20 protein-coding genes and 1 other RNA gene are annotated in these 24,338 nt (G+C 49.9%); 16 read left to right on the top strand and 5 right to left on the bottom strand.

The annotated features are described in order from the left end of the window. The first annotated feature begins 20 nt into the window (after positions 1–20). The 9 genes from ACKTSG_RS00510 (at position 21) to ACKTSG_RS00470 (ending at position 14,746) form a co-directional block, all read left to right on the top strand. The gene (locus ACKTSG_RS00510) at positions 21–3,497 is read left to right on the top strand and encodes a PD-(D/E)XK nuclease family protein (protein WP_407890894.1); all 3,477 of its coding nucleotides are present in this window, start codon (positions 21–23) and stop codon (positions 3,495–3,497) included. Beyond that, a complete protein-coding gene (addA, locus tag ACKTSG_RS00505; RefSeq protein ID WP_407890892.1) occupies positions 3,490–7,134 on the top strand; it encodes a helicase-exonuclease AddAB subunit AddA in 3,645 nt (1,214 codons plus the stop codon). The genes ACKTSG_RS00510 and addA overlap by 8 nt, the downstream gene beginning before the upstream one ends. 40 nt (positions 7,135–7,174) lie before the next feature. Beyond that, positions 7,175–9,931 carry a helicase C-terminal domain-containing protein gene (locus ACKTSG_RS00500; RefSeq protein WP_407890890.1) on the top strand — a complete coding sequence of 919 codons (2,757 nt, stop codon included), beginning with the start codon at positions 7,175–7,177 and terminating at the stop codon, positions 9,929–9,931. Continuing rightward, the gene (locus tag ACKTSG_RS00495) at positions 9,924–10,415 is read left to right on the top strand and encodes a cell wall elongation regulator TseB-like domain-containing protein (RefSeq protein ID WP_407890888.1); all 492 of its coding nucleotides are present in this window, start codon (positions 9,924–9,926) and stop codon (positions 10,413–10,415) included. Before ACKTSG_RS00500 ends, ACKTSG_RS00495 begins: the two co-directional genes overlap by 8 nt. 21 nt (positions 10,416–10,436) lie before the next feature. Next, complete coding sequence (locus ACKTSG_RS00490; RefSeq protein ID WP_407890886.1) at positions 10,437–11,615, top strand: pyridoxal phosphate-dependent aminotransferase; 1,179 nt, start codon at positions 10,437–10,439, stop codon at positions 11,613–11,615. Positions 11,616–11,640: 25 nt separating this feature from the next. Further along, complete coding sequence (gene asnS / locus ACKTSG_RS00485) at positions 11,641–12,939, top strand: asparagine--tRNA ligase (protein ID WP_407890884.1); 1,299 nt, start codon at positions 11,641–11,643, stop codon at positions 12,937–12,939. Between the two features lie 75 nt (positions 12,940–13,014). After that, entirely contained in the window at positions 13,015–13,626 is a 612-nt protein-coding gene (locus ACKTSG_RS00480; protein WP_407890882.1) for a DnaD domain-containing protein, read from the top strand. Between the two features lie 12 nt (positions 13,627–13,638). Further along, a complete protein-coding gene (locus tag ACKTSG_RS00475; protein WP_407890880.1) occupies positions 13,639–14,289 on the top strand; it encodes an endonuclease III domain-containing protein in 651 nt (216 codons plus the stop codon). Continuing rightward, on the top strand, positions 14,282–14,746 hold the full coding sequence (locus tag ACKTSG_RS00470; protein ID WP_407890879.1) for a deoxycytidylate deaminase: 465 nt from the start codon (positions 14,282–14,284) through the stop codon (positions 14,744–14,746). The genes ACKTSG_RS00475 and ACKTSG_RS00470 overlap by 8 nt, the downstream gene beginning before the upstream one ends. A gap of 65 nt (positions 14,747–14,811) precedes the next feature. Here ACKTSG_RS00470 and ACKTSG_RS00465 read toward each other — a convergent pair whose 3' ends face one another. Together ACKTSG_RS00465 and recU are read right to left on the bottom strand one after the other, a co-directional pair. Then, complete coding sequence (locus tag ACKTSG_RS00465; RefSeq protein ID WP_407890877.1) at positions 14,812–17,124, bottom strand: PBP1A family penicillin-binding protein; 2,313 nt, start codon at positions 17,122–17,124, stop codon at positions 14,812–14,814. Next, positions 17,117–17,734, bottom strand: a complete 618-nt coding sequence (gene recU, locus ACKTSG_RS00460; RefSeq protein ID WP_407890875.1) for a Holliday junction resolvase RecU — start codon at positions 17,732–17,734, stop codon at positions 17,117–17,119. Before recU ends, ACKTSG_RS00465 begins: the two co-directional genes overlap by 8 nt. Positions 17,735–17,809: 75 nt before the next feature. Between recU and ACKTSG_RS00455 the strand changes: the two genes are divergently transcribed. The 5 genes from ACKTSG_RS00455 (at position 17,810) to ACKTSG_RS00435 (ending at position 21,341) form a co-directional block, all read left to right on the top strand. After that, positions 17,810–18,361 (top strand): SLOG family protein, encoded by a 552-nt coding sequence (locus ACKTSG_RS00455; RefSeq protein ID WP_407890873.1) that lies wholly within the window; start codon positions 17,810–17,812, stop codon positions 18,359–18,361. 90 nt (positions 18,362–18,451) lie between these two features. Further along, positions 18,452–18,850 carry a cell division regulator GpsB gene (gene gpsB, locus ACKTSG_RS00450; RefSeq protein ID WP_407890871.1) on the top strand — a complete coding sequence of 133 codons (399 nt, stop codon included), beginning with the start codon at positions 18,452–18,454 and terminating at the stop codon, positions 18,848–18,850. Between the two features lie 12 nt (positions 18,851–18,862). Further along, an RNA gene (rnpB, locus tag ACKTSG_RS00445) (RNase P RNA component class B) lies at positions 18,863–19,221 on the top strand. 121 nt (positions 19,222–19,342) lie between these two features. Continuing rightward, on the top strand, positions 19,343–20,473 hold the full coding sequence (locus ACKTSG_RS00440; RefSeq protein WP_407890869.1) for a THUMP domain-containing class I SAM-dependent RNA methyltransferase: 1,131 nt from the start codon (positions 19,343–19,345) through the stop codon (positions 20,471–20,473). A gap of 289 nt (positions 20,474–20,762) precedes the next feature. Then, positions 20,763–21,341, top strand: a complete 579-nt coding sequence (locus ACKTSG_RS00435) for a sugar O-acetyltransferase (protein ID WP_407890867.1) — start codon at positions 20,763–20,765, stop codon at positions 21,339–21,341. A 390-nt stretch (positions 21,342–21,731) separates the two neighbouring features. Here the strand turns inward: ACKTSG_RS00435 and ACKTSG_RS00430 are convergent, their stop codons facing one another. From ACKTSG_RS00430 to ACKTSG_RS00420, 3 genes are all read right to left on the bottom strand, one after another. After that, the gene (locus ACKTSG_RS00430) at positions 21,732–22,037 is read right to left on the bottom strand and encodes a hypothetical protein (RefSeq protein ID WP_407890865.1); all 306 of its coding nucleotides are present in this window, start codon (positions 22,035–22,037) and stop codon (positions 21,732–21,734) included. A 271-nt stretch (positions 22,038–22,308) separates the two neighbouring features. Further along, the gene (locus ACKTSG_RS00425) at positions 22,309–22,890 is read right to left on the bottom strand and encodes a hypothetical protein (RefSeq protein WP_407890864.1); all 582 of its coding nucleotides are present in this window, start codon (positions 22,888–22,890) and stop codon (positions 22,309–22,311) included. Between the two features lie 4 nt (positions 22,891–22,894). Beyond that, the gene (locus ACKTSG_RS00420) at positions 22,895–23,086 is read right to left on the bottom strand and encodes a hypothetical protein (RefSeq protein WP_407890862.1); all 192 of its coding nucleotides are present in this window, start codon (positions 23,084–23,086) and stop codon (positions 22,895–22,897) included. 303 nt (positions 23,087–23,389) lie between these two features. Between ACKTSG_RS00420 and ACKTSG_RS00415 the strand changes: the two genes are divergently transcribed. Together ACKTSG_RS00415 and ACKTSG_RS00410 are read left to right on the top strand one after the other, a co-directional pair. Next, the gene (locus ACKTSG_RS00415; protein ID WP_407890860.1) at positions 23,390–23,674 is read left to right on the top strand and encodes an autorepressor SdpR family transcription factor; all 285 of its coding nucleotides are present in this window, start codon (positions 23,390–23,392) and stop codon (positions 23,672–23,674) included. Then, a complete protein-coding gene (locus tag ACKTSG_RS00410) occupies positions 23,661–24,323 on the top strand; it encodes a DUF1648 domain-containing protein (protein ID WP_407890858.1) in 663 nt (220 codons plus the stop codon). Before ACKTSG_RS00415 ends, ACKTSG_RS00410 begins: the two co-directional genes overlap by 14 nt. The last annotated feature ends 15 nt before the right edge of the window (positions 24,324–24,338 follow it).

Below are 24,338 nucleotides of genomic sequence, written 5' to 3'. Positions count from 1 at the left end.
ACAATTCTAGGAGGTCGCATATGGCGTTACAATTTGTGATCGGACCAGCCAGCAAAGATCATGCCCAAGCAATGAGCCGACAGATCAAGGCAAATCTGGCTGACCCAAAAGCCCAAGTGTTTTATTTGGTGCCGAACCATGTGAAGTTTGAAGCCGAAGTCAGCTTACTTAAAAGCTTAAAAACCGGCACCATTGCCGCGCAAAATCGCGTGCAGACCTTTTCGTTTACGCGCATGGCGTGGTATTTTTTGCGCGAATCGCCGATTTTTGCTCAGCCGCGACTAGACACTGCGTCAAACGCCATGTTAGTGGCGCGTTTGCTCCATGAAAATCGCGACCAGTTGCGCTTGTTTGGCGGCTTGGCCAATGCCATCGGCTTTACCACCAAACTCGCCAGCCAATTGACCGAGTTGCTTAACGGCCGCATCGATGCGCAGATCTTACAACAAGCATGCGACGATCTACCTGGCAATGATCGCCATCGCGCCAAACTCCAAGATCTGGTGATCATGTTAGACGCTTATGAAAAAGCGATCGGCCCTTTTGCCACCAATGCCAGTTTGTTAGCGGCGTTGAGTCAAGAGTTGCAGACCCGCGATCTTAGCCACACGTATTTTTATTTGGATCACTTCAATGATCTGGCAGCCAGTGAATTGAATCTCGTCGAAACGCTGATGCAACAAGCTGCCCAAGTGACGGTGGCGTTGACCCTAGATGATCTTGAACCGGCGCAAACCCCAGATCTCTTCTTACCAGCCAAGCGCTTGTATCAACGGCTGATTTCTGCGGCTAAGCGTTTAGACGTGCCAGTATTGCCAGCGATCACGGCAGCAGATCGGCCGCTGTCTGTTGGTATGCAAGCGGTCGAGCAGTTTTTTATTGCCAATACCAAATTAGACCCGATCAAATTCAGCCAACCAGTCCCTGATGTCACGCTGGCCAAAGCCGATTCGCCTTATACTGAACTGCGCCATGTGGCTGAAACCATCAATATCGCGGTGCATCATGGCGCGCGGTATCGGGATTTTTTGGTGATCGCGCGGCATTTGGATCCTTATGCGGATGTGATCGACCCGATTTTTGCCGAATATCAACTGCCAGTGTTCGTCGATCATGAACACCCGATGCAACACCACCCGTTAGTCGCCTTGTTGGAAAGCTTGTTTGCCATTCAACGCCATCATTATCAATATGCCGATGTGATCCGACTATTGCGCACGGAGTTATTGATCCCCAAAGACATGACGCCTAAAGATTTTCGTGCCGCAGTCGATGTGTGCGACAATCACTTGTTGCGTACTGGGATCTCAGGCAGTTATTGGACCAAAGATCAAGATTGGCAATATTTGCGCCGTCGCGCCAGTGATGACGGCATCGATTTGGATCCGGAAAAAGCCGTGCAGATCAATGTGGTGCGGCGCTTGATCCAAGCGCATGTGCCGGTTTTATTCAAGCAACTCAAAGAAGCTGAAACTGGGCAACAAGCGGCGACTATTTTGTACCAGTGGTTGATCGACATGGGCGTGGTGGCGCAATTAAGCGCTTGGCGCCAAGCGGATATCGACGCTGGCAATTTGCAAGCTAGTCAAGCTGGTGAACAAGCTTGGGCGACTTTGGTCAAATTGTTAGATGATTATGTGGCGATCTTAGGGCAAACGCCTTGGGATCTGGACCAATTCGTTGAGATCTTAAATGCGGGCTTTGAAAGTGCCACGTATACGCAGATCCCGTCAACGTTAGATCAAGTGGTGGTGTCGGAAACGGCTTTGACGCGTTTGAATAAGTTCAAACATGTTTTTGTCATTGGCGCCACTGCCGCAGTGATGCCAGATCAAGTCGCAGATGCTGGCTTGTTGTCTGCAGAAGACCGCGTGGCGTTGCAGCCGCGCTTGCCAGAAACTGCTTGGCTGGCGATCAATGGGCCACAAGTGGCGTTAGGCGATCCGTTTATCAACTATATGGGGATGCTGGCAGGCGATACCGCATTGACCATGAGTTATCCAGGTTTTGGCGACAGCGAAAATCACGCTTCCCCTTATTATAGCCAAATGCTTGCGGCGATGAATCTAACTGAAGTCACTTGGGGGCAACCGACACCAGAAGTCGCCCCACAAGGCGGGACGCCGCGCAGCTTGTTAAGCGATTATGTTGCGGTGGCACAAAAAGCCCGCGAACAAAAGCGCCCGAATTTACCTGCGGCTTGGCAACAAGTTTATCCGCAAGTGCGTCAAACCCCTTGGGCGACGCTGGCGGCGCGCTTAGCTGGCAGTTTGACTTATACCAATGATGTCGGCGCGTTAGACCCGGATCTGGCTAAAAAGCTTTATGGCGAGCACTTATTTGTTTCCGTGTCGCAATTAGAAACCTATTATCGCAATCCTTATGAATATTTCTTGCGCTATGGCTTGCGCTTGCGGGTGCGGCCGGAATTTGCGATGACCCCAGCAGACACGGGGTCATTGGATCATGCGACGTTAGATCTGGTCTTTAAGCGTTTAGCCGAACAACAGTTGCGCTTAGGCGATTTGGATGCCCAACAATTGCGCGATTTGGTTGGCGAAGTGGTCGATGACTTAGTGGCGCAACCAGGCCTTGAGATCTTGACCACCAGTTTGCAAGGGGATTATGCCAAACGCCGGATCCAAAGCATTCTCGTGGCTGTGCTCAGTGCCATTCGCCAGCAACAAATGGCCGGGCGCTTTGCCACGCAAAAAACCGAGTTACCATTTGGTGGCGGCGATCGCGCGCAGCAACTGGCGCCAATCGTACTGCCGATCGGCGATCACCGCCAAGTGTCAGTGCGCGGGAAGATCGATCGGTTAGATACAGTCAATCTAAACGGCGACGAATACTTTTTGGTGATCGATTACAAATCCAGCAAACATGTTTTCACGCCGCTGGAAGCTTATTATGGCGTGGCGATGCAAATGCTGACGTATATTGATGCCGTTGAAAATGATCTGGATCAAAAAGGCATTGCCAACAAGCCGGCAGGGGCGTTGTATATGCACATGCACAAAAAGCCAGTGCCGTATCAACCCGATCCTGACGCGATCCACGAAGCGCATGAAAAAGCCTACAAACTGCAAGGCTTATTGGTGTTGCCTGATGACCAAGACCAAGCGTTGACGTTGGCGGAACAATTTGATGCCGGGTTAGCCAATGCGGGGTTCACCAGCAACATCGTCCAAATCGGGACCAAGAAAAATGGCGAATTCTCAGCGCGCACCCAAGCGATCTCCCAAGCGGCGTTGGCGCTGTATTTGCGGCATAATCGCCGCGCCATCATTCAAGCGGCGCAACAGATCTTAGCTGGCAATATTGCGTTGGCACCGCTGCAGTTCAAATCAGAAGCCACGGTGATCACTCAAAGCGATTATCAAGCCATTATGTTGTTTGATCCGGCGACAGAACACGACCGCTATCATCATGTGGCGACGTTGGATATTGAAACCATTATGCAAAACCTGCGAAAGGAAGCGCAAGACCATGCCTAAGTACACTGAAAACCAAACCAAAGCCATTTTACATGGCGGCCATGATGTCTTGGTCTCCGCTTCTGCAGGTTCTGGCAAAACCACGGTGTTAGTCGAGCGGATCTTGCATCAGTTGACTGCTGGCGGCGAATTGTCGCGAATGTTGATCGTGACGTTTACCAATGCCGCCACCAGCGACATGAAACTCAAAATTAAAAAAAAGCTCAAACAAGCTTTTGCTGCCGCCACTGATCCACAGATCCGTCGGCATTTAGGCACCCAACAAGCCTTGGCCAATAGTGCGCCGATCATGACCTTGGATGCATTTTGTCAACAAGTGGTGCAACAATATTATTATGCCATCGATCTGGAGCCAGGGTTTCGGGTATTAAGCGACCCGGTGGAGCGGCAGTTGTTGGCAGAATCCGTGTGGAACGATTTGGTGGAAACGGAGTTGGCTGGCGACCATGCTCAAGCTTTTGAAGCCTTGGCTGATAATTTCAGCACTGGTATGGATGATTCAGGCTTAGCCGACACGGTTTTTGCTTTAGTCGATTATGCCAACACCACGCCCACGCCGAAGCAGTGGTTAACGCAAATCGCCGATGCTTATGACCCAAAGCACTTTGACGCTTGGTTCAGCCAACAAGTATGGCCGAACTTAGTGGCGCAATTGAACCAAGCTGGCGACAGCTTAACCAACTTACTGGCTGCTTTAGATCCGGTTGACAACGCCTTGGCGGATGCCAATGCCCAGCTTAACGTGGTGATCGCAGCGCTTCAAGCCGCTGCCAGCCAAGACACGCTGGATTACGCCAGCGCGCAAGGCTTATTGACCAGCTTGCCGTGGCCAGATTGGCGCAAAGGCCGCCGCACCAAAGACGAAGCAGCCAAAGCGATCAAAAAACAAACCGTTGAAGCCGCAAACGCCGTCAAAAAAGCCTTTCAAGATAATGCCATGGCGCTGGTGCAAATCGCCCCTCAAGACTTGCAGTCAGCCCTTACTGCCACTTATCCGTTGATGCAAACGTTAAGTGGCGTATGCCTTGAGTTCACGTTAGCATTTGCCAGTGAAAAAGCGTCACGGCATGTGCAAGATTTCAATGATATCGCCCATCACGCGTTAGACATTTTGCATGCCTTAGATCCCCAAACTGGCGTGCCGATCGCCGAAAACTTCAAAGCCAGCTTTGATCAGGTGTTTGTGGATGAATACCAAGATATCAACTTGCTACAAGAAAGCTTACTGGATGCCGTCAGTCGTCAAGATCCAGGCAATCGTTTCATGGTCGGGGACATCAAACAAAGTATCTACGGCTTTCGTTTGGCGGATCCGCGCTTGTTTTTGGCCAAGTATCAACGCTTTGGCCAAAGCGACACCCCAGGCGAGCGGTTGGTGTTGGCCGAAAACTTCCGCTCTAGCCGCAATGTGTTGGATTTCACCAATTTGATTTTTTCTCAGATCATGGATCCGGCAGTTGGGGATATGGCCTATGACCAAGACGCCCAGCTTAAACGGGCGACGTTTAACGCCCCTGGAGATTTTGCGCCAGAAACGCAATTGTTATTGAATGTCGCCGATCCAGATACGCCAACAAACACTGATGACGATGATCCAGACGCAGAGAACTTGGATAAAGCCACCCGCCAAGCGAACTTAGTGATCGCCAAGATCCAAGGATTGGTCAATGACCCTAACGCAGTGTTATACGCCGGTCAAACCACAGATGCTACCGGCGCCAAAGTCTGGCAAAAACGCCGCATTCGCTATCAAGATATCACGCTGCTGGTACGCGGGCGTACCAACAATGTGGCGATCCAAAGTGCGTTTGCCAAAGCCAAAGTGCCGATCGTGGTGGCTGACGCGCAAAATTATTTCAAAACCACTGAACTGATGACCATGTTGTCGCTATTGCGTGTGATCGATAATCCCAAACAAGAGATCGCGTTAGTGGCGGTGTTGCGCTCACCATTAGTGGGGATGAGTGCCGATCAGTTGGCTTTGATCCGCTTGGCCAAGCCGCAAGCAAGTTTTGATGACGCATTTGAAGCGTTTATCAATAGCCCGACCACGACAGATTTTGGCGAGCGGACGCAAGTGATCGCCAAACATTTTGCCGAACAGATCGACGCGTTGCGGGATTTTGCCCGCGGGCATGAATTGGTCCAATTGATCTGGCGGATCTATGATGAATTCGGCTATTTGGATTTTGTTGGCGGATTAGCTGGTGGGGTGCAACGCCAAGCCAACTTGCGCGCTTTAGCCGATCGGGCGGCTAGTTATGAAGCTGGCGGTTTTCGGGGCTTGTTTGCATTCATTCACTTCATTGAATTGATGCAAAAGCAAAATAAAGACTTAGCCAGTGCTGTGACTGTCGATCCTAACGTTGATGCCGTGTCGTTGATGACCATTCACGGCTCCAAAGGCTTGGAATTTCCAGTGGTGTTTGTGATGGGAATGGACACTAAATTTGACCTGCGCGATTTGCAAAGCCGCCAGATCCTCACGCCGAACTTAACTGGCGTGCAGTGGCTGAATCAAGCCAATGGGGCGATTTATCCGCTGCCGCAATTTGAATTGGCCAAAGCCCAAAAGAAACGCCAAATGTTGGCTGAAGAAATGCGCTTGTTATATGTGGCGTTGACCCGCGCTGAGCAATATTTGTTCTTAGTGGCAAATGTTGACAGCCCAGATGAGTTGACCAGCAAATGGGAAGCCGCCACGACTGCGACGCATCAAGTCTTGCCACAAGCGATGCGCGCCAGTGCCAGACGCTATTTGGATTGGATCGGCATGGCGATCGCACGGTTAAACGATCACCGCATCGAAACTTTTGGGGCTGAAGTCAAAGTCGTGTCAGATCTGGATCAAACGTCAGTGACGACGCCAACGCCTAATGCATTTGTCGACCCCAAGCCGCAACTTGATCTTAACGCGTGGTTTGATTGGCAATACCGCTTTGAAGCGGCCACTAAAACCACCGGCTTTCAATCTGTCACCGAGATCAAACGCGCCCAACAAGAAGACGAAGACATTCAAGAATTAGTCAGCTCCAAGCGCTTGCTTGGTGGTAATCGGTTTGTGGCGGATTTTGCCCAGCCACAATTTTTAAGTCATCCCCAAGCGCCTAGTGCCACGGCGATCGGGACGGCAACGCATCAAGTCTTACAAAAACTAGACTGGCGCCAGCCGTCGCTTGAAACCATCGGCCAAACCATTGACGCGTTAGTAGCCGACCAACAACTCGATGGCAAAGTTGCCGCAAAAATCGACCAAGCCAGTTTGTGGCGCTTCACCCAAACCGATTTAGGCCAGTTGATCCAAGCAAACGCCGCTGGGTTGCATCGTGAAGTGGCATTTTCGCTACTATTGCCGGCACAAGCGGTATTTGCCAAAATGGCTGGGGATGCGGATAATGACGTGTTAGTCCATGGGATGATCGACGGGTATGTCACCACCTCCAAAGGCGTCGTGTTGTTTGATTACAAAACCGATCATGTCAAAGCGGCGGCAGACTTGTTGCCGCGTTACAGTTTGCAACTGCAACTGTATGATGAAGCCTTAAGTGCGATGCAGCCGCAACCGGTGATCGCCAGATATTTGGTGGCCTTGGCGACTGGTGACGTCATCAGCGTAGCCAAAGCGCCGAGACAATAGTAAAATGTACTTTGAATAACAAATGAAGTGAGTGAAGTCATTGGCTTTCGATCAGATCTATGCGGTATTAGATCTTGAAACCACTGGTACCGCAGTCAAAAATGGCGATCGCATTATCCAGATCGGATGTGCATTCGTCAAAAAACAACAGGTGATCGCAACCGTCTCGCAATTGGTCAATCCTGATCGTGACGTGCCTCAAGCGATCCAACAATTGACTCATATCGATCCGGATGCCTTAGTTGCGGCACCTTATTTTGCTGACGTTGCCGAAAACTTCGCCAACCGCTTGAAACACTGTGTGATCGTGTGCCACAATGTGAATTTCGATTACCCATTTTTAAGTGCAGAATTTGAACGCGTTGGCTTGCCAGCGTTGACCAACCCGGCGATCGATACCGTCGAATTGGCGCAGATCTTGTTGCCCACGCAAGGCAGCTACCGCTTGCAAGATCTTACCCATGCGTTAGGGATCCAACACAAAAATCCCCATCACGCCGATTCTGATGCCATCAGCACAGCCAATCTATTACTCGCGTTGGTGAAACGTTTCCAAAGCCTGCCAAGCGTGCTCCAACATCAACTCGTCGCCAAAGCCCCAGCGCTGATCCGCCAAACCGGCGATTTCTTGGCGCAATTAGAGCGTTTTGATCGCCCATTACCGCCTACAATGCGCCAAGTGGGCCAGTTGTTGTTACAAACTTTGCCCACACCACTGGATCCGATCCAACCTCGAGCATATCCGCAAACTCGCGCTGCCAAACAAGCGTTGTTAAAGCCGACTTACAAGTGGCGTGCGGCCCAAGGCAAAATGATGGATGCGATCTATCAAAATGCCACCCAAACCAAACAACCGCTGGTGATCGAAGCTGGGACTGGTTTAGGTAAAACGATGGGGTATCTTTTGCCTTATGCTTATGTCGCCAATACCGCCCACAAGTTGGTGATCGCCACGACCACTACGGTATTACAAGCCCAAGTGTTTGCCCAAACCCAAAAGCTTGCCGCTTTGTTGGATCAGCCGATCAATGCTGTGATCGTGAAAAGTCCGCGGCATTATTTGGATCTGACGCAATTTGAACACAGCTTGCAAGTGCCTGCCAGCGACCGCTTAACGGCAGTGCTACAAATGAAGTTGTTGGTGTGGTTGAGTATGACCACGACTGGCGATCTTGATGAGTTGCACTTGACTACTTATCGCGCGCCGTTGTTTGGGCAAGTGAGCCATGTGGGGGCCAAAGTCTTGGGCACTTTTGCCAAGTATGACTTTTATCAGCGCCTGCAAGCCCAGATCAAAGCCGCCAGTATCGTGATCACCAATCATGCTTATTTGGCCCACCACCCAGAGTTGCAGACTGAGGCGCCGTTTTTGGTGGTGGATGAAGCCCAGCATTTGGCTGATAATGTTGCGCTGGCTCATGCGCATCAATTGGACCTGGCGAAATTGCGGATCCATTTGCAGCATTTGGCGCGATTGGTCAATCGCCCAGAGCACCACAATTTAATGCAAGTCTTTGCCGACTCCAAACTCCAAACTTACCAATTGCAAAGCTTGTCAACCGCAGTGGCTGCCGGCATCGCCACCATTGAAGCAGTGCAAGTGCGCTGTGCCAAAATGCTCCATGAGCCTCAAGCCGGTTTTTTGGCGCAATCGCTTAGTGCCCAAGAAACTGAGCAAGTGGCCAACCGGCTACATGCTTGGGTGCCGAAATTAGCTGCCCAACTTGACGCCGTGTCTGGGGTATGTAGCCAGTTACAACAAGTGTATCTCAGCCATCAAGCACATTTTGGGGTGTCTGCAGCAGGGTTGTTTCAAGCATTAGGGGCGCTGCGCAAAGCCTTTGACCAAGATGCCGAGCAACTTGTAGCGTTACAAGACTTCAAACACTTGGATCAACAATTGTGTCGCTTAGAGCTGTCGAATGGCAAAGACCCGCTGAGTTTAAAGCTCACTTGGCAACAAGTTTCCGCTGCGGTTGCGACTAAAACTTTGCTTGATGGGTTCACTGCGCCAGTGTTAGTTGGTGCCACATTGCTGGTAGCGCGCAGTTTTGATTATTTGTTGCGCGAAGTGGGGTTGCCAAGGGCCACGCCGACTTTGCGCTTGCGCAGTCCGTTTCATTACGCCACTCAAGCGCAAGTGTTTGTCGATCCCACTGCGCCGCATCCAGATGACCCTGCGTATTTAAGTTATTTGGTGGATGCGTTGCATCAGTTATGCCAAACGCAACATCAAACGATCGTGTTGTTCAACCGTTTGGACACCATCAAAGCCGTGTATGCGCGCATTGCCAGCGTGAAATGGGCCGCAGATTGGGAGATCTTGGCGCAAGGGGTATCTGGTTCTGCCGAAAAAATCGCCAAGCGGTTTGCCATTTCCAAGCATGCCTTATTACTGGGCGCGGCTAGTTTTTTTGAGGGCGTCGATTATCCAGATAAGCAACTGGAAATGGTGATCTTAACGCGGCTACCTTTTGACGCGCCGAACCAGCCTTTGGTGCAAGCACGCAATCAAGAACTCACTGATCGCGGATTAGATCCGTTCACTGAAGATGCGCTGCCTAAAGCCACTTTGCGTTTGCGGCAAAGTTTTGGGCGTTTGATCCGCACTGAACATGACCGCGGGGTATTCATTTGTTTGGATCCACGGTTAGTCACCACCAAATATGGTCGGCAAATGCAACACGCTTTGCCAAATGTGAAGCCGATGCAGTTATCCGTTGCCGAAATGGCACAATACAGCAACGCGTGGTTGAATCATGAACCACTATTATTAAAGGAGGGCTCCCATGCGTAGAGCAAATCGTCGCCAATGGCAAAAACAACTCTGGGTCGTTGTCGGCTTGGTGTTGATCGCCATGGTGTTAGGCATTTATCAAAAAGGGCTGGCGCCGATGCGAGCCGTGCGCAAACAAGCCATCAGCATCGCGGAAAAAAAAGCTGCTGTGCAAACGGTCAGTGCCTTTTATTGGGACAAGCAGCGTGATTCTTATGTCACAGTTGCTGGCACCACGAAAACCAAACAAAAAGTCTATGTGCTGATCCGGCAAAAAACCGGCCACATGAATGTGTTGCGCCAATCAAGCGGGACCTCGATGCAACAAGCGCAAGCCCAAGCGATCCAAAGTTATGCACCTAAGAAGATCTTGAGTGTCGGGTTGAGCATTCGAAAACAAAAATACGTTTGGGATGTTGGTTACCGCTCAAAGTCTGGTAAACTAGGCTATGTAACTTATGATTTTAAAACCGGTGATGAATTATTTGCCGTTGCTAATTTATAAAACAGCTCGGGGAGTGAGTCTATGCATTTATCAAAGCGAATCAATACCGTGGCACCTTCGGCAACGTTAGCGGTGTCGAGTTTAACCAAGCAAATGAAAGCGCGCGGGGAAGACGTGATCGACTTATCGATCGGCCAACCGGATTTTGAGACCCCAAAGCACATTGAACAAGCTGCCATTGACGCGATCAAAGCCAATAAAACCAGCTTTTACACGCAAGCAGCCGGGATCCCTGAATTACGCCAAGCGATCTCAGATCACATTTTCGCCCAAACCCAAGTGCGCTATGATCCCAAACAGATCGCAGTGACCACTGGCGCCAAGTTTGCTTTATACGGCTTGATGCAGGTGTTGCTTGATCCTGGCGAAGAAGTGCTGGTGCCGATCCCAGGATGGGTGTCTTACGTCGAACAGATCAAGCTTGCTGGCGGCGTGCCACGTTCAGTGGTCGCCAAAGCCAATTTCAAAGTCACTGTCGACGAACTTGAGGCCCACCGCACAGCCAAGACCCGCGCGGTGATCATCAACTCCCCGCAAAATCCCACTGGGGCGATCTACTCACGGCAAGAACTGACCTTGATCGGTAACTGGGCTTTGAAGCATGATATTTTAGTGATCGCCGATGATATTTACCGCGACTTGATCTATAACGGTACGGCATATACGTCGATGATCCAAATCGATCCGGCGATCACTGAAAACACCGTGTTGATCACTGGCGTTTCCAAGTCTTATGCGATGACTGGTTGGCGCATCGGCGTGTTGGCGGGTCCGGAAAAAATCACCTCAGCCGTTGCCAAATTGCTCGGCCATGCCACTGGCAATGCCACTGCCGTTGCCCAATATGCGGCTTTAGCGGCGTTTTCCGGTGACCAAGCCCCAGTAGAAACCATGCGTCAAGCATTTGAAAAGCGCTTGAATGCGGTGTACGATCGATTAGTGCAGATCCCGGGCTTTGAATTGGCGCAAAAGCCTCAAGGGGCATTTTACCTGTTTCCAAATGTGAAGCGGGCCGCGCAACTGTGTCATTATGTGTCAGTCGATGACTTTGTGGCGGCGCTACTTGAAGAAACCGGGGTGGCTTTGGTGCCTGGGCGAGCGTTTGGCATGCCAGAACATGCGCGCTTGAGCTATTCAACAGACATGGAAAGCTTAATGACGGCGATGGATCGCATTGCGGCTTTCGTCGGCAACAACTGATAATACTTAGAGGAGAATTAATTGCATGACTACCACGATTCGCATTAAAGACGCGGCGCAACACGTTGACGAAGAAGTTCAGATCAACGCTTGGCTGACGGACAAACGCTCCAGCGGCAAGATCGCCTTTTTACAATTACGCGACGGCTCTGCTTTTTTCCAAGGGGTCGTGTTGAAAAACGCGGTTTCTGAAGAAACTTTCGCTACTGCCAAAGAATTACACCAAGAAACGTCGATGATCATCACCGGTACCATTCACGAAGATGCGCGTAGCCACTTCGGCTATGAGATCCAAGTGGCTGACATCCAAGTGGTGGGCACATCTGAAGATTATCCGATCACGCCAAAAGAACACGGCATTGAATTCTTGTTGGATCACCGGCATTTATGGTTGCGCTCCAAGCGCCAGTTTGCCATTCAACAGATCCGCAACGAAATGATCCGCGCCACTTATGAATTCTTCAACAAAGAAGGCTTCATCAAGATGGACCCGCCGATTTTGACTGGTTCTGCGCCTGAAGGGACGACTGAATTATTCGAAACGGAATATTTCGACAAACCAGCTTACTTGTCCCAATCTGGCCAACTTTACGCTGAAGCCGGTGCCATGGCTTATGGCAAGGTCTTTACCTTTGGCCCAGTATTCCGGGCTGAAAAATCCAAGACCCGCCGTCATTTAACTGAATTTTGGATGATCGAACCAGAAATGGCCTTCATGCATCAAGATGAAAGCTTGAAGATCCAAGAAAACTACATTGCCTTTTTGGTGCAATCTGTTATCGACAATTGCGAATATGAATTGACCTTGATCGATCGGGATATCGACACCTTAAAGAAATACACCAAAACCCCATACCCACGCATTCGTTACGATGAAGCCATCGATATGTTGCAAAAAGCGGACTTTGATGTCAAGTGGGGCGATGACTTCGGCTCACCTGAAGAAACCTATCTGTCTGATCAATTCGACCAACCAGTGTTTGTCTTGAACTACCCGAAGGCCATCAAGCCATTTTACATGTTGCCAGAAGCAGGCCGCGACGATACTTATGTTTGTGCCGATTTGTTGGCGCCAGAAGGTTATGGTGAGATCATCGGCGGTTCTGAGCGTGAAGTCGATTATGATAAGCTCAAAGCCCAGATCGAAGCCAAAGGATTATCACTGGATGAATACGAATGGTATTTGGACTTGCGTAAATACGGTAGTGTGCCGCATTCCGGCTTTGGCTTAGGGTTTGAACGGGCAATCACTTGGATCTGCCATTTGGATCACTTACGCGAAGCGATCCCATTCCCACGGATGATCAACCGCATCAAGCCGTGATCAAAAACGGGCCAAGACCTTTAGTGTCTTGGTCTTTTTTTGCCGGCTGCGGCGCCAGTTTCAAGGAGGTCAAAAATGGCAGACGCTTTAAATAGCTTTTTGCAATCTCGCACCACCAGTTTTTCAGATGTGTTGTTTTCCCACTTTGCCCAAACGGATCTGACGCAAAGCGAGTTTGTGGTGTACTTGTTTTTAACGCGCTGGGGGCAAACCCATGTCGAAGCGCCAGAACCACAAGTGTTGGCCCAAGCCACGAAAATGACGCCAAGTGGGGTGTATGCCGCCATCAGCAGCTTGATCAATAAACAAGCCATCGCCTTGAATAGCGTGGCTGACAACGCCGGGCACAGTGTGGATCAATATGACGTCACGCCGTTATTGCGGCGTTTGTTGGCCACCCCTGAGATCACCACTGAAAAAACTGCGACTGGCAATGCGTTGGTCTTCAACCAAATCGAAATCGAATTTGGTCGGCCACTGTCACCGATCGAACAACAAACCATCAGTGATTGGCTGAATATCGATCATTACGATCCTGGCGTGATCCAATTAGCGCTTCGAGAAGCGGTGGTCAACCAAAAGTATTCACTGCGTTATATGGATCGGATCTTGCTGGCATGGGAAAAACAGCACTTGACCACGGTGCAACAAGTGCAAGCGTATCAAGCACGCCGCGAACAATTGTAAGGAGGCGATCGCGTGAATGATCAATTAGCTGTTGAATTTTTGCAGGCGGTGTTGGCCCAATATCCTAACGCTCAACCGACTTTAGTGGCCCATGATCCGTTTGAGATCTTGGTGGCGGTGATGTTATCGGCGCAAACCACTGACCGCGCCGTCAATGCGATCACGCCGAAACTTTTTGCGCAGTATCCAGATGCCAAAACCATGGCGCAAGCGACGCCAGCACAAATCGAGCCATTCATCGATTGCTTGGGGCTTTATCGCAACAAAGCCGAATATTTGGCCACCATGAGCCGCCAGTTGATGGCGCGCTTTGATGGGGTGGTGCCACAAACTTATCCAGAACTCACGGCTTTGGCTGGCATCGGCCGCAAAACGGCGACAGTGGTGCGCACAGATGCGTTCAATATTCCAGGCATTGCCGTGGATACGCATGTGTCGCGCATCACCAAAGGCTTTGGCATCGTCAGTCCCACCGCCACGCCAGATGCCATCCAAAAACGCCTCGAAGCGCTGATGCCAGTAGATACTTGGATCCAGTTGCATCGTGGCTTGATCCGTACCGGCCGTGAATGGCTAACGGCGCGGGATCCACAATTTCCTGATGCGTGGTTGAAATTCAAACCTTATTATCATCCGATCAAAAAGGAGGCTCATCATGCCTGATACCATTCAACCGTCTAAACGTCACGCCCAACGTGAATCTTGGGATCATTATTTTATGAAGTTGGCGTTAAATGTCGCCGAACGCTCCACTTGTGAGCGGGCCACGGTTGGCGCTGTGTTGGTCAAAGATCACCGCATTATTGCCACTGGCTATAACGGCAGTATCTCAGGGGACCCGCATTGCGATGAAGCCGGGCACTTGATGCGCGACGGGCATTGTATTCGCACGTTGCACGCAGAAATGAACGCGATTTTACAATGTGCGTTAAACGGCGTATCGACTAAAGGTGCCACTGTTTATGTGACGTTTTTCCCATGTTTGAATTGCACCAAAGCCTTGATCCAATCTGGGGTTTCAAAAATTTATTACGCCAATGATTACCGCAACGATCCTTATGCGGAACAATTGCTCGCCGATCATCATGTCGATACCGTGCATTTGGCAGTCAAAGCATGACCCATGAATTGATCAAAAAAGGCGATCCGAAGTCAAACTTCGGGTCGCCTTTTTGATGGGCATCATTATGACGCTGAATTGGTATTGGGGGCAGCCGAGCTGGAGTTAGCGGCAGGTTGTGACGAAGCGCTTGAGGCGTTGTCAGAAGGCGTGGAGGCAGTGGCGGCACTGGAGCTTTCGACAATGCTTGAAATCGAGCTGCTGCTGGAAATGACGCTGCTAGAAGATGATGAAATCGAACTCGTCGAACTGGTCGTGGAGCTGGACTTAGACGAGCTAGAAACCGCGGTTTGACTGCTTGGCCCATGCCCAGACAGGTACAATTCGCGCGTGGTGTTGCTGGTATTGCCAGTGACAGCAGTGCCAGGATTGGAGCCATTGAGAATGTGGTAAACCGACACATTACTTGGCTTGGTCCAATCTGAGTTGGTCAAGTTGGCATGTTCGACTTCATAGCTCATCAAGTACTTGTAGATCTTTTGGGCGATTTCTTGTTCGGTGTAATCCATCCCAGCATAAGTCGGTTTGTCATAACCGGTCCACACAGAGATCACTCGCTTTTTGGTGTAGCCAGTGAACCAAGAATCTTTAGAGATCCCAGTGGCATTCAAGGCCGGGTTGGCTTTGAGTTCATCGTCAGTGTAATCAGTGGTACCAGTTTTGCCGGCTTCATAAAGTCCAGAGACCTTAGCGGCTGAGCCAGTACCGTCGCTTGACGTCAACACGCCTTTAAGCATATCGGTGATCATATAAGCGGTGCTAGATTTCATGGCGCGAGCGCCAGTGGCATCAAAGCTGGTCGTGGTGCCGTCAGCGGCGACGACTTTGCGCACATAATAAGGCTTGTAGTAAGTCCCGCCATTGGCAAAAGCCCCATAAGCGCCAGCTTCTTGCGCGGTATTGACGGAAGCACCGATCCCGCTAGACAAGGCTTGTTTTTCCGCGCTGGACAAGTTGATGCCTAAGCCTTTTAAGAACGTGGTGGCGCGAGACATGCCAACAGTGGCCAAAGTCCGCACTGCTGGGACGTTACGCGACCCAACTAAGGCTTTGCGCATGGAGATCGTGCCTTGATACTTCTTATCCCAGTCGTATAGTTGAATGTCAGTGCCAGGATAAGTGTATGCAGAGTCATCGACCAATTGATAAGTCGAGTAATTCAAGTATTCGATCGCTGGGCCATAATCCATCAACGGCTTCATTGTCGACCCGTTGGAGCGGGTGTTGCGCGTGGCGCGGTTGAAGCCAAGTTGAACATCGCCGGTTTTGCGGCCGCCGATTTGGGCGATGACTTTACCAGAATTTGGATCCGTCATGGTGACGGCAGTTTGCATTTTGTCGCTAGGGAAGTTGATGTAATCATCAGTATTGACGATGTCGTACAACTTCTTTTGCGCATCCAAATCGATATTGGTGTAAATGCGTAAGTTGGCGGTGTAAGGGTTGGTGTTCATTTTCTTTTTGACTTCAGAGATCACAGAGGTCAAATAAGAATCGATCACTTTATCATTGGTTGAAGTGGCAGTGGTGCTCTTTTGCGGCACTAATCCGTCAGTGATCGGCGTGGCTTTGGCTTTGGCGGCATCGCTGCTGGAGATCTTCTTATCACGCAACATCGCATCGATCACATCATCGCGGCGGGTTTTGGCGGCGTCAGGATGGGTGTAGGGGTCATAAGTGGCAGGCGATTGCGGCATCCCCGCAAGCAAGGCGGTTTGGGCGAGATCCAAATGGTTCAGATCTTTGGAATAATAGTACTTGGCTGCAGTGGCCATACCATATTGGTTGTTGTCCATCCACACTTTATTGATGTAATATTCCAAGATCTGTGCTTTGGAATACTTTTGGGCCACTTGCATTGCCAGCCAGGCTTCTTGGGCTTTACGCCGCAAGGTTTGATCGCTGGCTTTGGTGGAAAATACTGACAGCTTGATCAATTCTTGCGTCAACGTCGAACCGCCTTCCAAACCGTTAGAGCGATTGGTGACGTTGTTGACGAAGGCTCCGACGATCCGGATCGGATCCACACCGAACTTTTCTTTATAAAAGCGACGATCTTCAATTGAGACGACAGCATCTTTTAAGGTTTGAGGGATCTGGCTGGAATTAACGTACAGGCGATTTTCCACGCCTAAAGTGGTCAATTCTTTGCCTTTGTTATCATAAATGATCGAACTGCCGGCGCTGGTCAACACGGTTTGGTTGACTTTAGGGGCATCTTTGGCGTAATAAGCAAACAACGCCAAGCCTGCCACTAACACGCCGACAAAGGCGATGGCCAGCCATTTTAAGATCCGGACCCATAAGTGGCCTTTAGGCTTTTTGGCTGGGGACTTTTTGCGGCGATTGGCCATCCGTGATGGAACTGGTTTACTCATCGATGATTCCTACCTTTTTTGTTTGAATTAACCAATCGACGCCAGCAAGATACGGGATCGGTGGTTGTAATTTCGGGTGCAGTTCAAACCCATTGGCTTCAATGTCTGCCAACGGGATCGATTTGCGCCCGCCAGTGTCTGCGGCTTGCCAATACGTGATCAAGTTGCTAGCAGGGTAGACGAACAAGCGATGCAAGCTGACAAAACGCATCACCACAAAACACACGCCGGCTTGGCCTAAACACTCAGAAAAATGCCGGATCTGGTGCGGGTGAAAATTCTTTAAAGGAAAGCTGGCTTTGTTTTTGGTTTCCTTGGCTTCAAAATCCAAATATAACCCACGGTAAACGCCGTTGTAGTCAGTTGTTGACGGGGTTTTGAAGTAGGCTTCTTTGATCACGGCTTGCGCGCGCGAAGGATAGTCGACTTTGACGATTTGGATCGGGGTGGGTTTTTTATAAACGACAGCCAAGCGCACTTGGCGATAATAATCATTGGTGGCATTGAGTTCTTGTTCCAACGTCATCCCGCGCCCGCCATAATTCACCGCTGCGGCTTGAGTTTGCGCGCCGCTTTGGTATGGCTTACCATTAGGATAATGAATTGGCATGTGATCACACTCCTAGCTGATATTATACCAGCTTTTTGTCAAATCCCTAATGCCATCAGCTAAAGGAGCAAAAATATGGGCAACAGGCTTTGGATCAGCGGCTATCGGTCTTGGGAATTAAGCGTTCATGGCGATCAAGACCCGAAACTCACGGTGATTAAATATCTCTTAAAAAACGAATTGATCACCGCTTTAGAAGACGGTTTGGAGTGGGTGATCACTGGCGGGGAACTTGGTGTGGAACAATGGAGCTTGGAAGTGGCATTGAGTTTACAACCAGACTACCCCAATTTGAAAACGGCCTTGATGACGCCGTTTCAAGATTTCGGCAGTCATTGGAATGAAAGCAACTTAGCCAAGCTCAAAAGTTTGCAAGCCAAAGTGTCTTTTGCCCGCGCCACCAGTGATCAGCCTTATCAGCAACCCGCACAATTATCCGGCTATAATCGCTTCATGGCCCAGCACACTGACGGCGCATTATTTCTATATGATACCGATTATCCAGGTAAAGCCGAATATTTATACAACGTGGCTTTAGCGGAAAGCAAACGCCGAAATTACCCGCTTAAAGCGTTAAGTATGGATGATCTCGAAGAAGCGGCCAGAGAATTAAGTGACAACGCGTGATCACAGAATTTTTTCACATTGCCCGTGCAAAGCGCGTTAGGCTGTGGTATGATAGTTACATCCTGTGCTGTGATGATGAGGTGTTCGATTATGGATAACAAAAGTGATGCAACTTTCTCTGTCAAATACGGACCTAAGGATATCTTGGACAAAAGTTTCAAGAACAAAGTCCGCGGGTACGATCCTGATGAAGTTGATGAATTTCTGGATGGGATCATTCGTGACTATGAAAGCTTTACTGCCGAGATCGATCGCTTAAATGAAGAAAACAACCGGTTGTTCAGCCGTGTTGATGAGTTGACCAAACAACTCAATGTTTCAAAAAATGTCGCTTCGGCAACGCCGCAACAACCAAGCGGTAATGTCACCAACTATGACATTTTGAAGCGTCTCAGCAACTTGGAACGTCACGTCTTTGGCTCAAAGCTTTCAGATGGTGGCAACAGTACGCAAAGCCATAACAATGGCGGCGGTATTGATCAATATTGATCGCAACTTGTAAACCTTGAGTAATCGCGCCAGGCTTATGTCTGGTGAGGAAAGTCCATGCCCGCACAAGCTGAGATGCTTGTAGTGTTCGTGCCAGGCCCAATAAGCCTGGGTACCGATTTATCGGTAACGGCGACTTAACTGCTAAAACTTCGGTCATGCAGGCGAGTCTGAAAAGTGCCACAGAGACGATGTCTGCGGGAAACTGCAGAATTGGAACGGGTAAACCCCGCGAGCGAGTAACCCAAACTTTGGTAGGGGCGTCCGGTTAGAGGAAATGAACCAACGGCCGGACAGCGAAAGCTGAGATAGATGATTACTGAAGGTCGCTACTGCCTGGTAGCGGCTGGAACAAAACATGGCTTATAGAGGTTTACAAGAGGCACGACCTGGGGCAACCTGGGTCGTTTTTTTATGAAAAATTCTGTATACTGAAACTGTCGATTCAACCGTGCGCCTTTTTGAGGCGTATGCTCACAAAGGAGTTTATTTATGCAATATCAATTAGTCGCTCATATGGCTGCCGGCTTGGAAGCTTTGGTCGCCCGCGAATTACAAGATCTCGGCTACAAGACCCGCAATGAAAACGGGAAAGTGTATTTTGAAGGTGACGAAACTGCCATCGCCAAAGCCAATGTTTGGCTGCGCACTGCCGATCGGATCAAGATCGTCTTAGGCCAATTCAAAGCCACCACCTTTGATGAATTGTTTGAAGGGGTCAAAGCGCTGCCTTGGGATCATTACTTACCCATGGACGCCGCATTTCCAGTCGCTGGCCGCTCAGTGCGGTCGATCTTACACTCCGAACCTGACGTGCAAGCCATCGCTAAAAAAGCGATCGTCAACAAATTATCTGAAGTCTACCATCGCCGTGGCCGTTTGCCAGAAACCGGCGCGACTTATCCGTTGGAAGTGTCGATTTTAAAAGACGTCGCCACGTTGACCATCGACACCACCGGCGCTAGTTTATTCAAACGCGGCTACCGAGTGGCTAAAGGCGACGCGCCTTTAAAAGAAAACTTTGCCGCTGCCTTGGTGATGTTGACCAACTGGCATCCAGATATGCCGTTTGTCGATCCCACCACTGGTTCTGGCACTTTGCCGATCGAAGCCGCGTTGATCGGCTACAATATCGCCCCTGGGATGTTGCGGCATTTTGCCTTTGAAGATTTCCGCTTCATGGATCCTAAGATCTTGCAAGCGGTCAAAGACGATGCGATGGATCAGGCCAACTGGGATATTCAACTGGATATCGAAGGCTATGATATCAACCAAGACATGATCGAGATCGCCCGCGAAAACGCCAAGCAAGCCGGCTTGTTAAACGACATCACCTTCAAACAACTGGCCGCCAAAGACTTCAAAACTGACAAACCTCGCGGCGTGATCGTGGCCAACCCGCCTTATGGGAAGCGTTTAGGGGAGCTCGATTCTGCTCGCAAATTGTATCGCGAAATGGGTCAAACTTATGCGCCACTGACTGGCTGGAGTAAGTACATCCTGACCGCTGACTTAGGCTTTGAGAAAGTTTACGGCAGCAAAGCCACGAAGCGTCGCAAGTTATATAACGGGGCGTTGCGGACTGATTATTACCAATACTGGGCACAACGTTCACATAAATAAAAGTGCACGCGTTGATCTGCCGGAATGTTTTGGAAACCAGAATTCTGACAAATAGATTCGATCTACGCATCACTTCCAGCTGTCTGTTATAAACGCAAGCTAAAGACCCACACTAGCCTCAGATTGAGCGCTGGCGTGGGTCTTTACTTTTGGTGGTGATACCCGCAAAAGTGAAACAGCGAATCTGGTATGATCACATCCTAAACCGCCGGCTAGGCCATCAACTTTTTCAGCAATCAGGTATGGTATAATCAACCACGTAAAATCGGGTCAACTGGGAGGAATCGAAATGGCGAATTTATCACAGCGAGAACAGTGTTATGCTGGGCTGTTATATGATCCATACGTGCCGGAGCTAGTTGCTGATCGCGATGAGACGATCAAAAAAGTCTATGCTTATAATCACATTTATCCGCTGAAACGCCAAGAACGCACTGCGGCGTTGCACGACTTACTGGGTCAAGTCGGCGAAAATGCCGTCATTGAGCAGCCGCTGTTTTGCACATATGGGTTTAACACAAAAGTCGGCGATAACTTCTTTATGAATATCAATGGCAAGCTAATGGACAGTGGAAAAATCACGATCGGTAACAATGTCTTCATCGGCCCCAATGTAAGCTTGATTACGGAGACCCACCCGCAAAACGTGCCCCAGCGCCTGGCTGGACTGGAATATGCGCATCCGATCACGATTGAAGACAATGTTTGGTTGTGTACCAACGTCGCGGTTTTGCCTGGGGTGACCATTGGCAAAAATTCTGTGATCGGTGCTGGCAGTATCGTCACCAAAGACGTGCCAGCCAATTGTTTGGCTGTCGGCAATCCTTGTCGCGTGATCCGGACAGTGGCACCAGAAGATCGCGCATGAAGCTGTAGCCGCGGTCCTTTAAATTCCGATGTTTGAGCTCGCTACTAACGACGGAATCAAACTGAATCGATCCACCAAAAAGGTCTGTGCCAACGAGCAAACATCCTGGGCTTTCGTTGACACGGATCTTTTGATGTTCCGAAGAAATGCCAGCCAAATCGCCAATTCGTGGCATGATGGGTCGCTTAATTTGTATTTACCGATTCAAAGTCGGCACACCCAGCTACGGAAAGTGATCTTCAACAAAGTGTTCTTGATCTTGAAAGCAGGTGATCAATCACCAAGGCCTGATACCAGAGCGGTCATACCAAAGCAGTTCCGCCGATGATGGCAGAACTGCTTTTTGTTGACTCAAGTATGAATTTTGCCAACAGGCGTTTGCGACGACAACTAACCGCGCAGCGATTTGATCCAAGCGATCACTGACACCAACACGACTGCCAAAAACGAGAAACTCACCATGCTTAACAAGAGGCCTTTAGCAGGCAGTTCCAAGAAATAAAACATCAACACAATTGAAAAAATTTCCAGATACCAGCTGAGCACTGGCAACAAACTTGCGCCTAAGTGCGCGACAGGTGAGGCTTTCGCCTGCATGACCGGCACTAATGACACCAAGCCGATCGCCACCACGTGAATGGCGATCAAAAACAAGGCTGCTGGCAGTAAGATGCTGTTAGCATACGTCATTGACATCACTACCGACTCAGTAAACATGTTTAATTGCATCGGCAACACGTCGCTAAGATGTGATCGAAACAGGAACAAAATAACCAATTCAATCACTAGGCAAAGCGCAAAATAGCGTCGTTTCATCAACACATCGCCTCTCAAGGCAGCTTAGTTTGTGGTTAAGCTTGTTATACCATTCACTTGGGGGAGTACAATCAACTTTTTCTGAACAATACGAAAAAACAGGCCAACCAATGCGCAAAATTGCGCCTCGGTTGGCCTGTTGATCAGCATTTTACCAGTCGTATGGCAAAGTCGGCTCGCCAGGCTGTGGGAAGTAGTCTTCGATGAAGTATTCTCGATCAGCAAAGCAGGTGATCAATAGCCAAGGCCGGATGCCAGAGCGGTCGTAAGCAGCCGGATCGTCGAGATAAAGCGGCAGCTCGGCGTTGAATTGTTCAACATCCCCTGGGACTGGCGACATCAAGGCTTCGTCTTCTTCGAGATTTTCGAGCAACTCAAAAGGCGGCGTGGTTTCTTCGCGGGTGTATGGTGGCAAGGCTTTGAGTTGGTCATTGACCACCAAAAACAAGGTGCAACCCAAGCGCTGTTGGATGATCTCCCAATAACGTGGGCGCGTCCACCAACGAAAAACGGTTCGCAATGACAAACGACTGACTTCATACACGCCTAAAAATGGCGGTTCATCAGGCAAGGCGTACTTGCAAGGATCAGAGCGCGTTTGCTGGCCAGCTTTAGGGGTGTACAGTTTCCAAAGCATTTGGGTCTCGACTTGTCGGATCAAAGCCAGCGGACCATAAGCCACGGTTTCGTCGGTTTCATCGTCTAGTAACTCGAAATGTGCTTGTACGACCATCACGCTACCTCCCAGACGATTTAACGTCAGGTGCTTGCAGGCGACTTTTGCGTTCGGCGACAGTTTGGCTTTGCTGCAAAAATACGGCCATCACGTCAAACTCCGGCGCTGAATCGGTACTGATGTCTGAGTCGATCGGCTTAAGCGTCGACGCCCTAGCGAACTCAGCTGGTAAATGCGGTGACTGTTGTGACATGAAATTTCCTCCTTCATGATGACGGCAGGCAGGCGTTGAACCAGCCTGCGGGCGACGTTTGTTACCCACTGTAAAGCTTGTCGCCGCGCGATTCGTTGGCACATCACGGCGTCATGAAGTTGGAACATAAGCATACCGCAAGCAGGCGCGATTGACTAGTCGTTAGCGGCAAGTTTTCTCTAATTCTGGTTGCTGTTTAGAATTTTTTCTAAATGCTTATTGCCACAGGTCATTTCCGCTTGTATACTCTATTTAGAAATATCTCTTAGTAGAACTATTTCTAAATAGAATGGAGGTTGCGCCATGGCCATGAATGAAACGCTCAAAGCAATCTCAGATCCAGTGCGCCGCGAGATCTTGAACATGCTCAAGTCGCAGTCACTGCCGGCTGGGGAAATCGCCGCGCAGTTTGATCTCACTGCCGCGACGGTGTCATATCATTTAAAATTGTTGAAGCAAGCGCAGTTGATCACCGAACGTCATGACGGCAATTTCATTTATTATGACTTGAATGCCAGTGTGTTTGAAGAAGTGCTCAGCTGGATCTACAGCTTAGGTGTGGGAGGAGATCTCAATGACAAAAAATAAATGGGTCTTGATGGCGATCACCAGCGCGATCATTTTGGCGACGATGGGTTTTGGCGTCAGCCAATACGACGCCTTGCCAGCGATGATGGTGACGCATTGGGGGATCGATAATCAGCCAAATGGATGGATGCCAAAAGCGATGGCCGTTTTTGGTATCCCGTTGATCATGCTAGCGGCGCATTGGTTCACCATGGGCGTGACTTATCTGGCTGACGTCCAAGGCAAAGGCGCGCCGCGACTTGAGCGGGTGTTAGTGTGGTTTTTTCCCGCAATGACGTTGGTTTTATATACCGTCACGATCCGCTATGCCTTGCACCAGCCCGTCAACATCCGGCTGTGGGCGATGGTCGTGATCAGTGCAGCATTTATTGTGATCGGCAACTATTTGCCCACTGCGCCGCTAGATTCATCAAAAACCGGCTGGGTCGGCTTCGGGTACCACGTGCCTTGGACGATCAACAACCAAGCAGGCGTGTTAAAATCTGCTCGCGTACTGGGGTATGTGATGGTCGCCGGTGGCATCTTGATCTTAGCCACGTTGTTATTGCCGCCAGTGGCTTCGGCTGTTGCTTTAGGGATCGTGGTCGCAGCGATCATTGTGACGATGCCGTTGAGTTATGTTTGGACGAGCCGACCAGCAAACAAGTAAGCGTCAAATGCGCCA

It is taken from the genome of Lacticaseibacillus salsurae (assembly GCF_045862175.1).
GTDB lineage: Bacteria > Bacillota > Bacilli > Lactobacillales > Lactobacillaceae > Lacticaseibacillus > Lacticaseibacillus salsurae.
Note: the sequence above shows the minus strand (reverse complement) of the source record. Positions and strands in the feature narration are given on the sequence as shown.

What these genes read in the sequence shown, in the direction of transcription:
- ACKTSG_RS00510 (WP_407890894.1), top strand. Translation starts at nt 21, where the DNA reads ATGGCGTTACAATTTGTGATCGGACCAGCCAGCAAAGATCATGCCCAA.
- addA (WP_407890892.1), top strand. Translation starts at nt 3,490, where the DNA reads ATGCCTAAGTACACTGAAAACCAAACCAAAGCCATTTTACATGGCGGC.
- ACKTSG_RS00495 (WP_407890888.1), top strand. Translation starts at nt 9,924, where the DNA reads ATGCGTAGAGCAAATCGTCGCCAATGGCAAAAACAACTCTGGGTCGTT.
- ACKTSG_RS00490 (WP_407890886.1), top strand. Translation starts at nt 10,437, where the DNA reads ATGCATTTATCAAAGCGAATCAATACCGTGGCACCTTCGGCAACGTTA.
- asnS (WP_407890884.1), top strand. Translation starts at nt 11,641, where the DNA reads ATGACTACCACGATTCGCATTAAAGACGCGGCGCAACACGTTGACGAA.
- ACKTSG_RS00480 (WP_407890882.1), top strand. Translation starts at nt 13,015, where the DNA reads ATGGCAGACGCTTTAAATAGCTTTTTGCAATCTCGCACCACCAGTTTT.
- ACKTSG_RS00470 (WP_407890879.1), top strand. Translation starts at nt 14,282, where the DNA reads ATGCCTGATACCATTCAACCGTCTAAACGTCACGCCCAACGTGAATCT.
- ACKTSG_RS00465 (WP_407890877.1), bottom strand. Translation starts at nt 17,124, where the DNA reads ATGAGTAAACCAGTTCCATCACGGATGGCCAATCGCCGCAAAAAGTCC.
- recU (WP_407890875.1), bottom strand. Translation starts at nt 17,734, where the DNA reads ATGCCAATTCATTATCCTAATGGTAAGCCATACCAAAGCGGCGCGCAA.
- ACKTSG_RS00455 (WP_407890873.1), top strand. Translation starts at nt 17,810, where the DNA reads ATGGGCAACAGGCTTTGGATCAGCGGCTATCGGTCTTGGGAATTAAGC.
- gpsB (WP_407890871.1), top strand. Translation starts at nt 18,452, where the DNA reads ATGGATAACAAAAGTGATGCAACTTTCTCTGTCAAATACGGACCTAAG.
- ACKTSG_RS00440 (WP_407890869.1), top strand. Translation starts at nt 19,343, where the DNA reads ATGCAATATCAATTAGTCGCTCATATGGCTGCCGGCTTGGAAGCTTTG.
- ACKTSG_RS00435 (WP_407890867.1), top strand. Translation starts at nt 20,763, where the DNA reads ATGGCGAATTTATCACAGCGAGAACAGTGTTATGCTGGGCTGTTATAT.
- ACKTSG_RS00430 (WP_407890865.1), bottom strand. Translation starts at nt 22,037, where the DNA reads ATGTCAATGACGTATGCTAACAGCATCTTACTGCCAGCAGCCTTGTTT.
- ACKTSG_RS00425 (WP_407890864.1), bottom strand. Translation starts at nt 22,890, where the DNA reads ATGGTCGTACAAGCACATTTCGAGTTACTAGACGATGAAACCGACGAA.
- ACKTSG_RS00420 (WP_407890862.1), bottom strand. Translation starts at nt 23,086, where the DNA reads ATGTCACAACAGTCACCGCATTTACCAGCTGAGTTCGCTAGGGCGTCG.
- ACKTSG_RS00415 (WP_407890860.1), top strand. Translation starts at nt 23,390, where the DNA reads ATGGCCATGAATGAAACGCTCAAAGCAATCTCAGATCCAGTGCGCCGC.
- ACKTSG_RS00410 (WP_407890858.1), top strand. Translation starts at nt 23,661, where the DNA reads ATGACAAAAAATAAATGGGTCTTGATGGCGATCACCAGCGCGATCATT.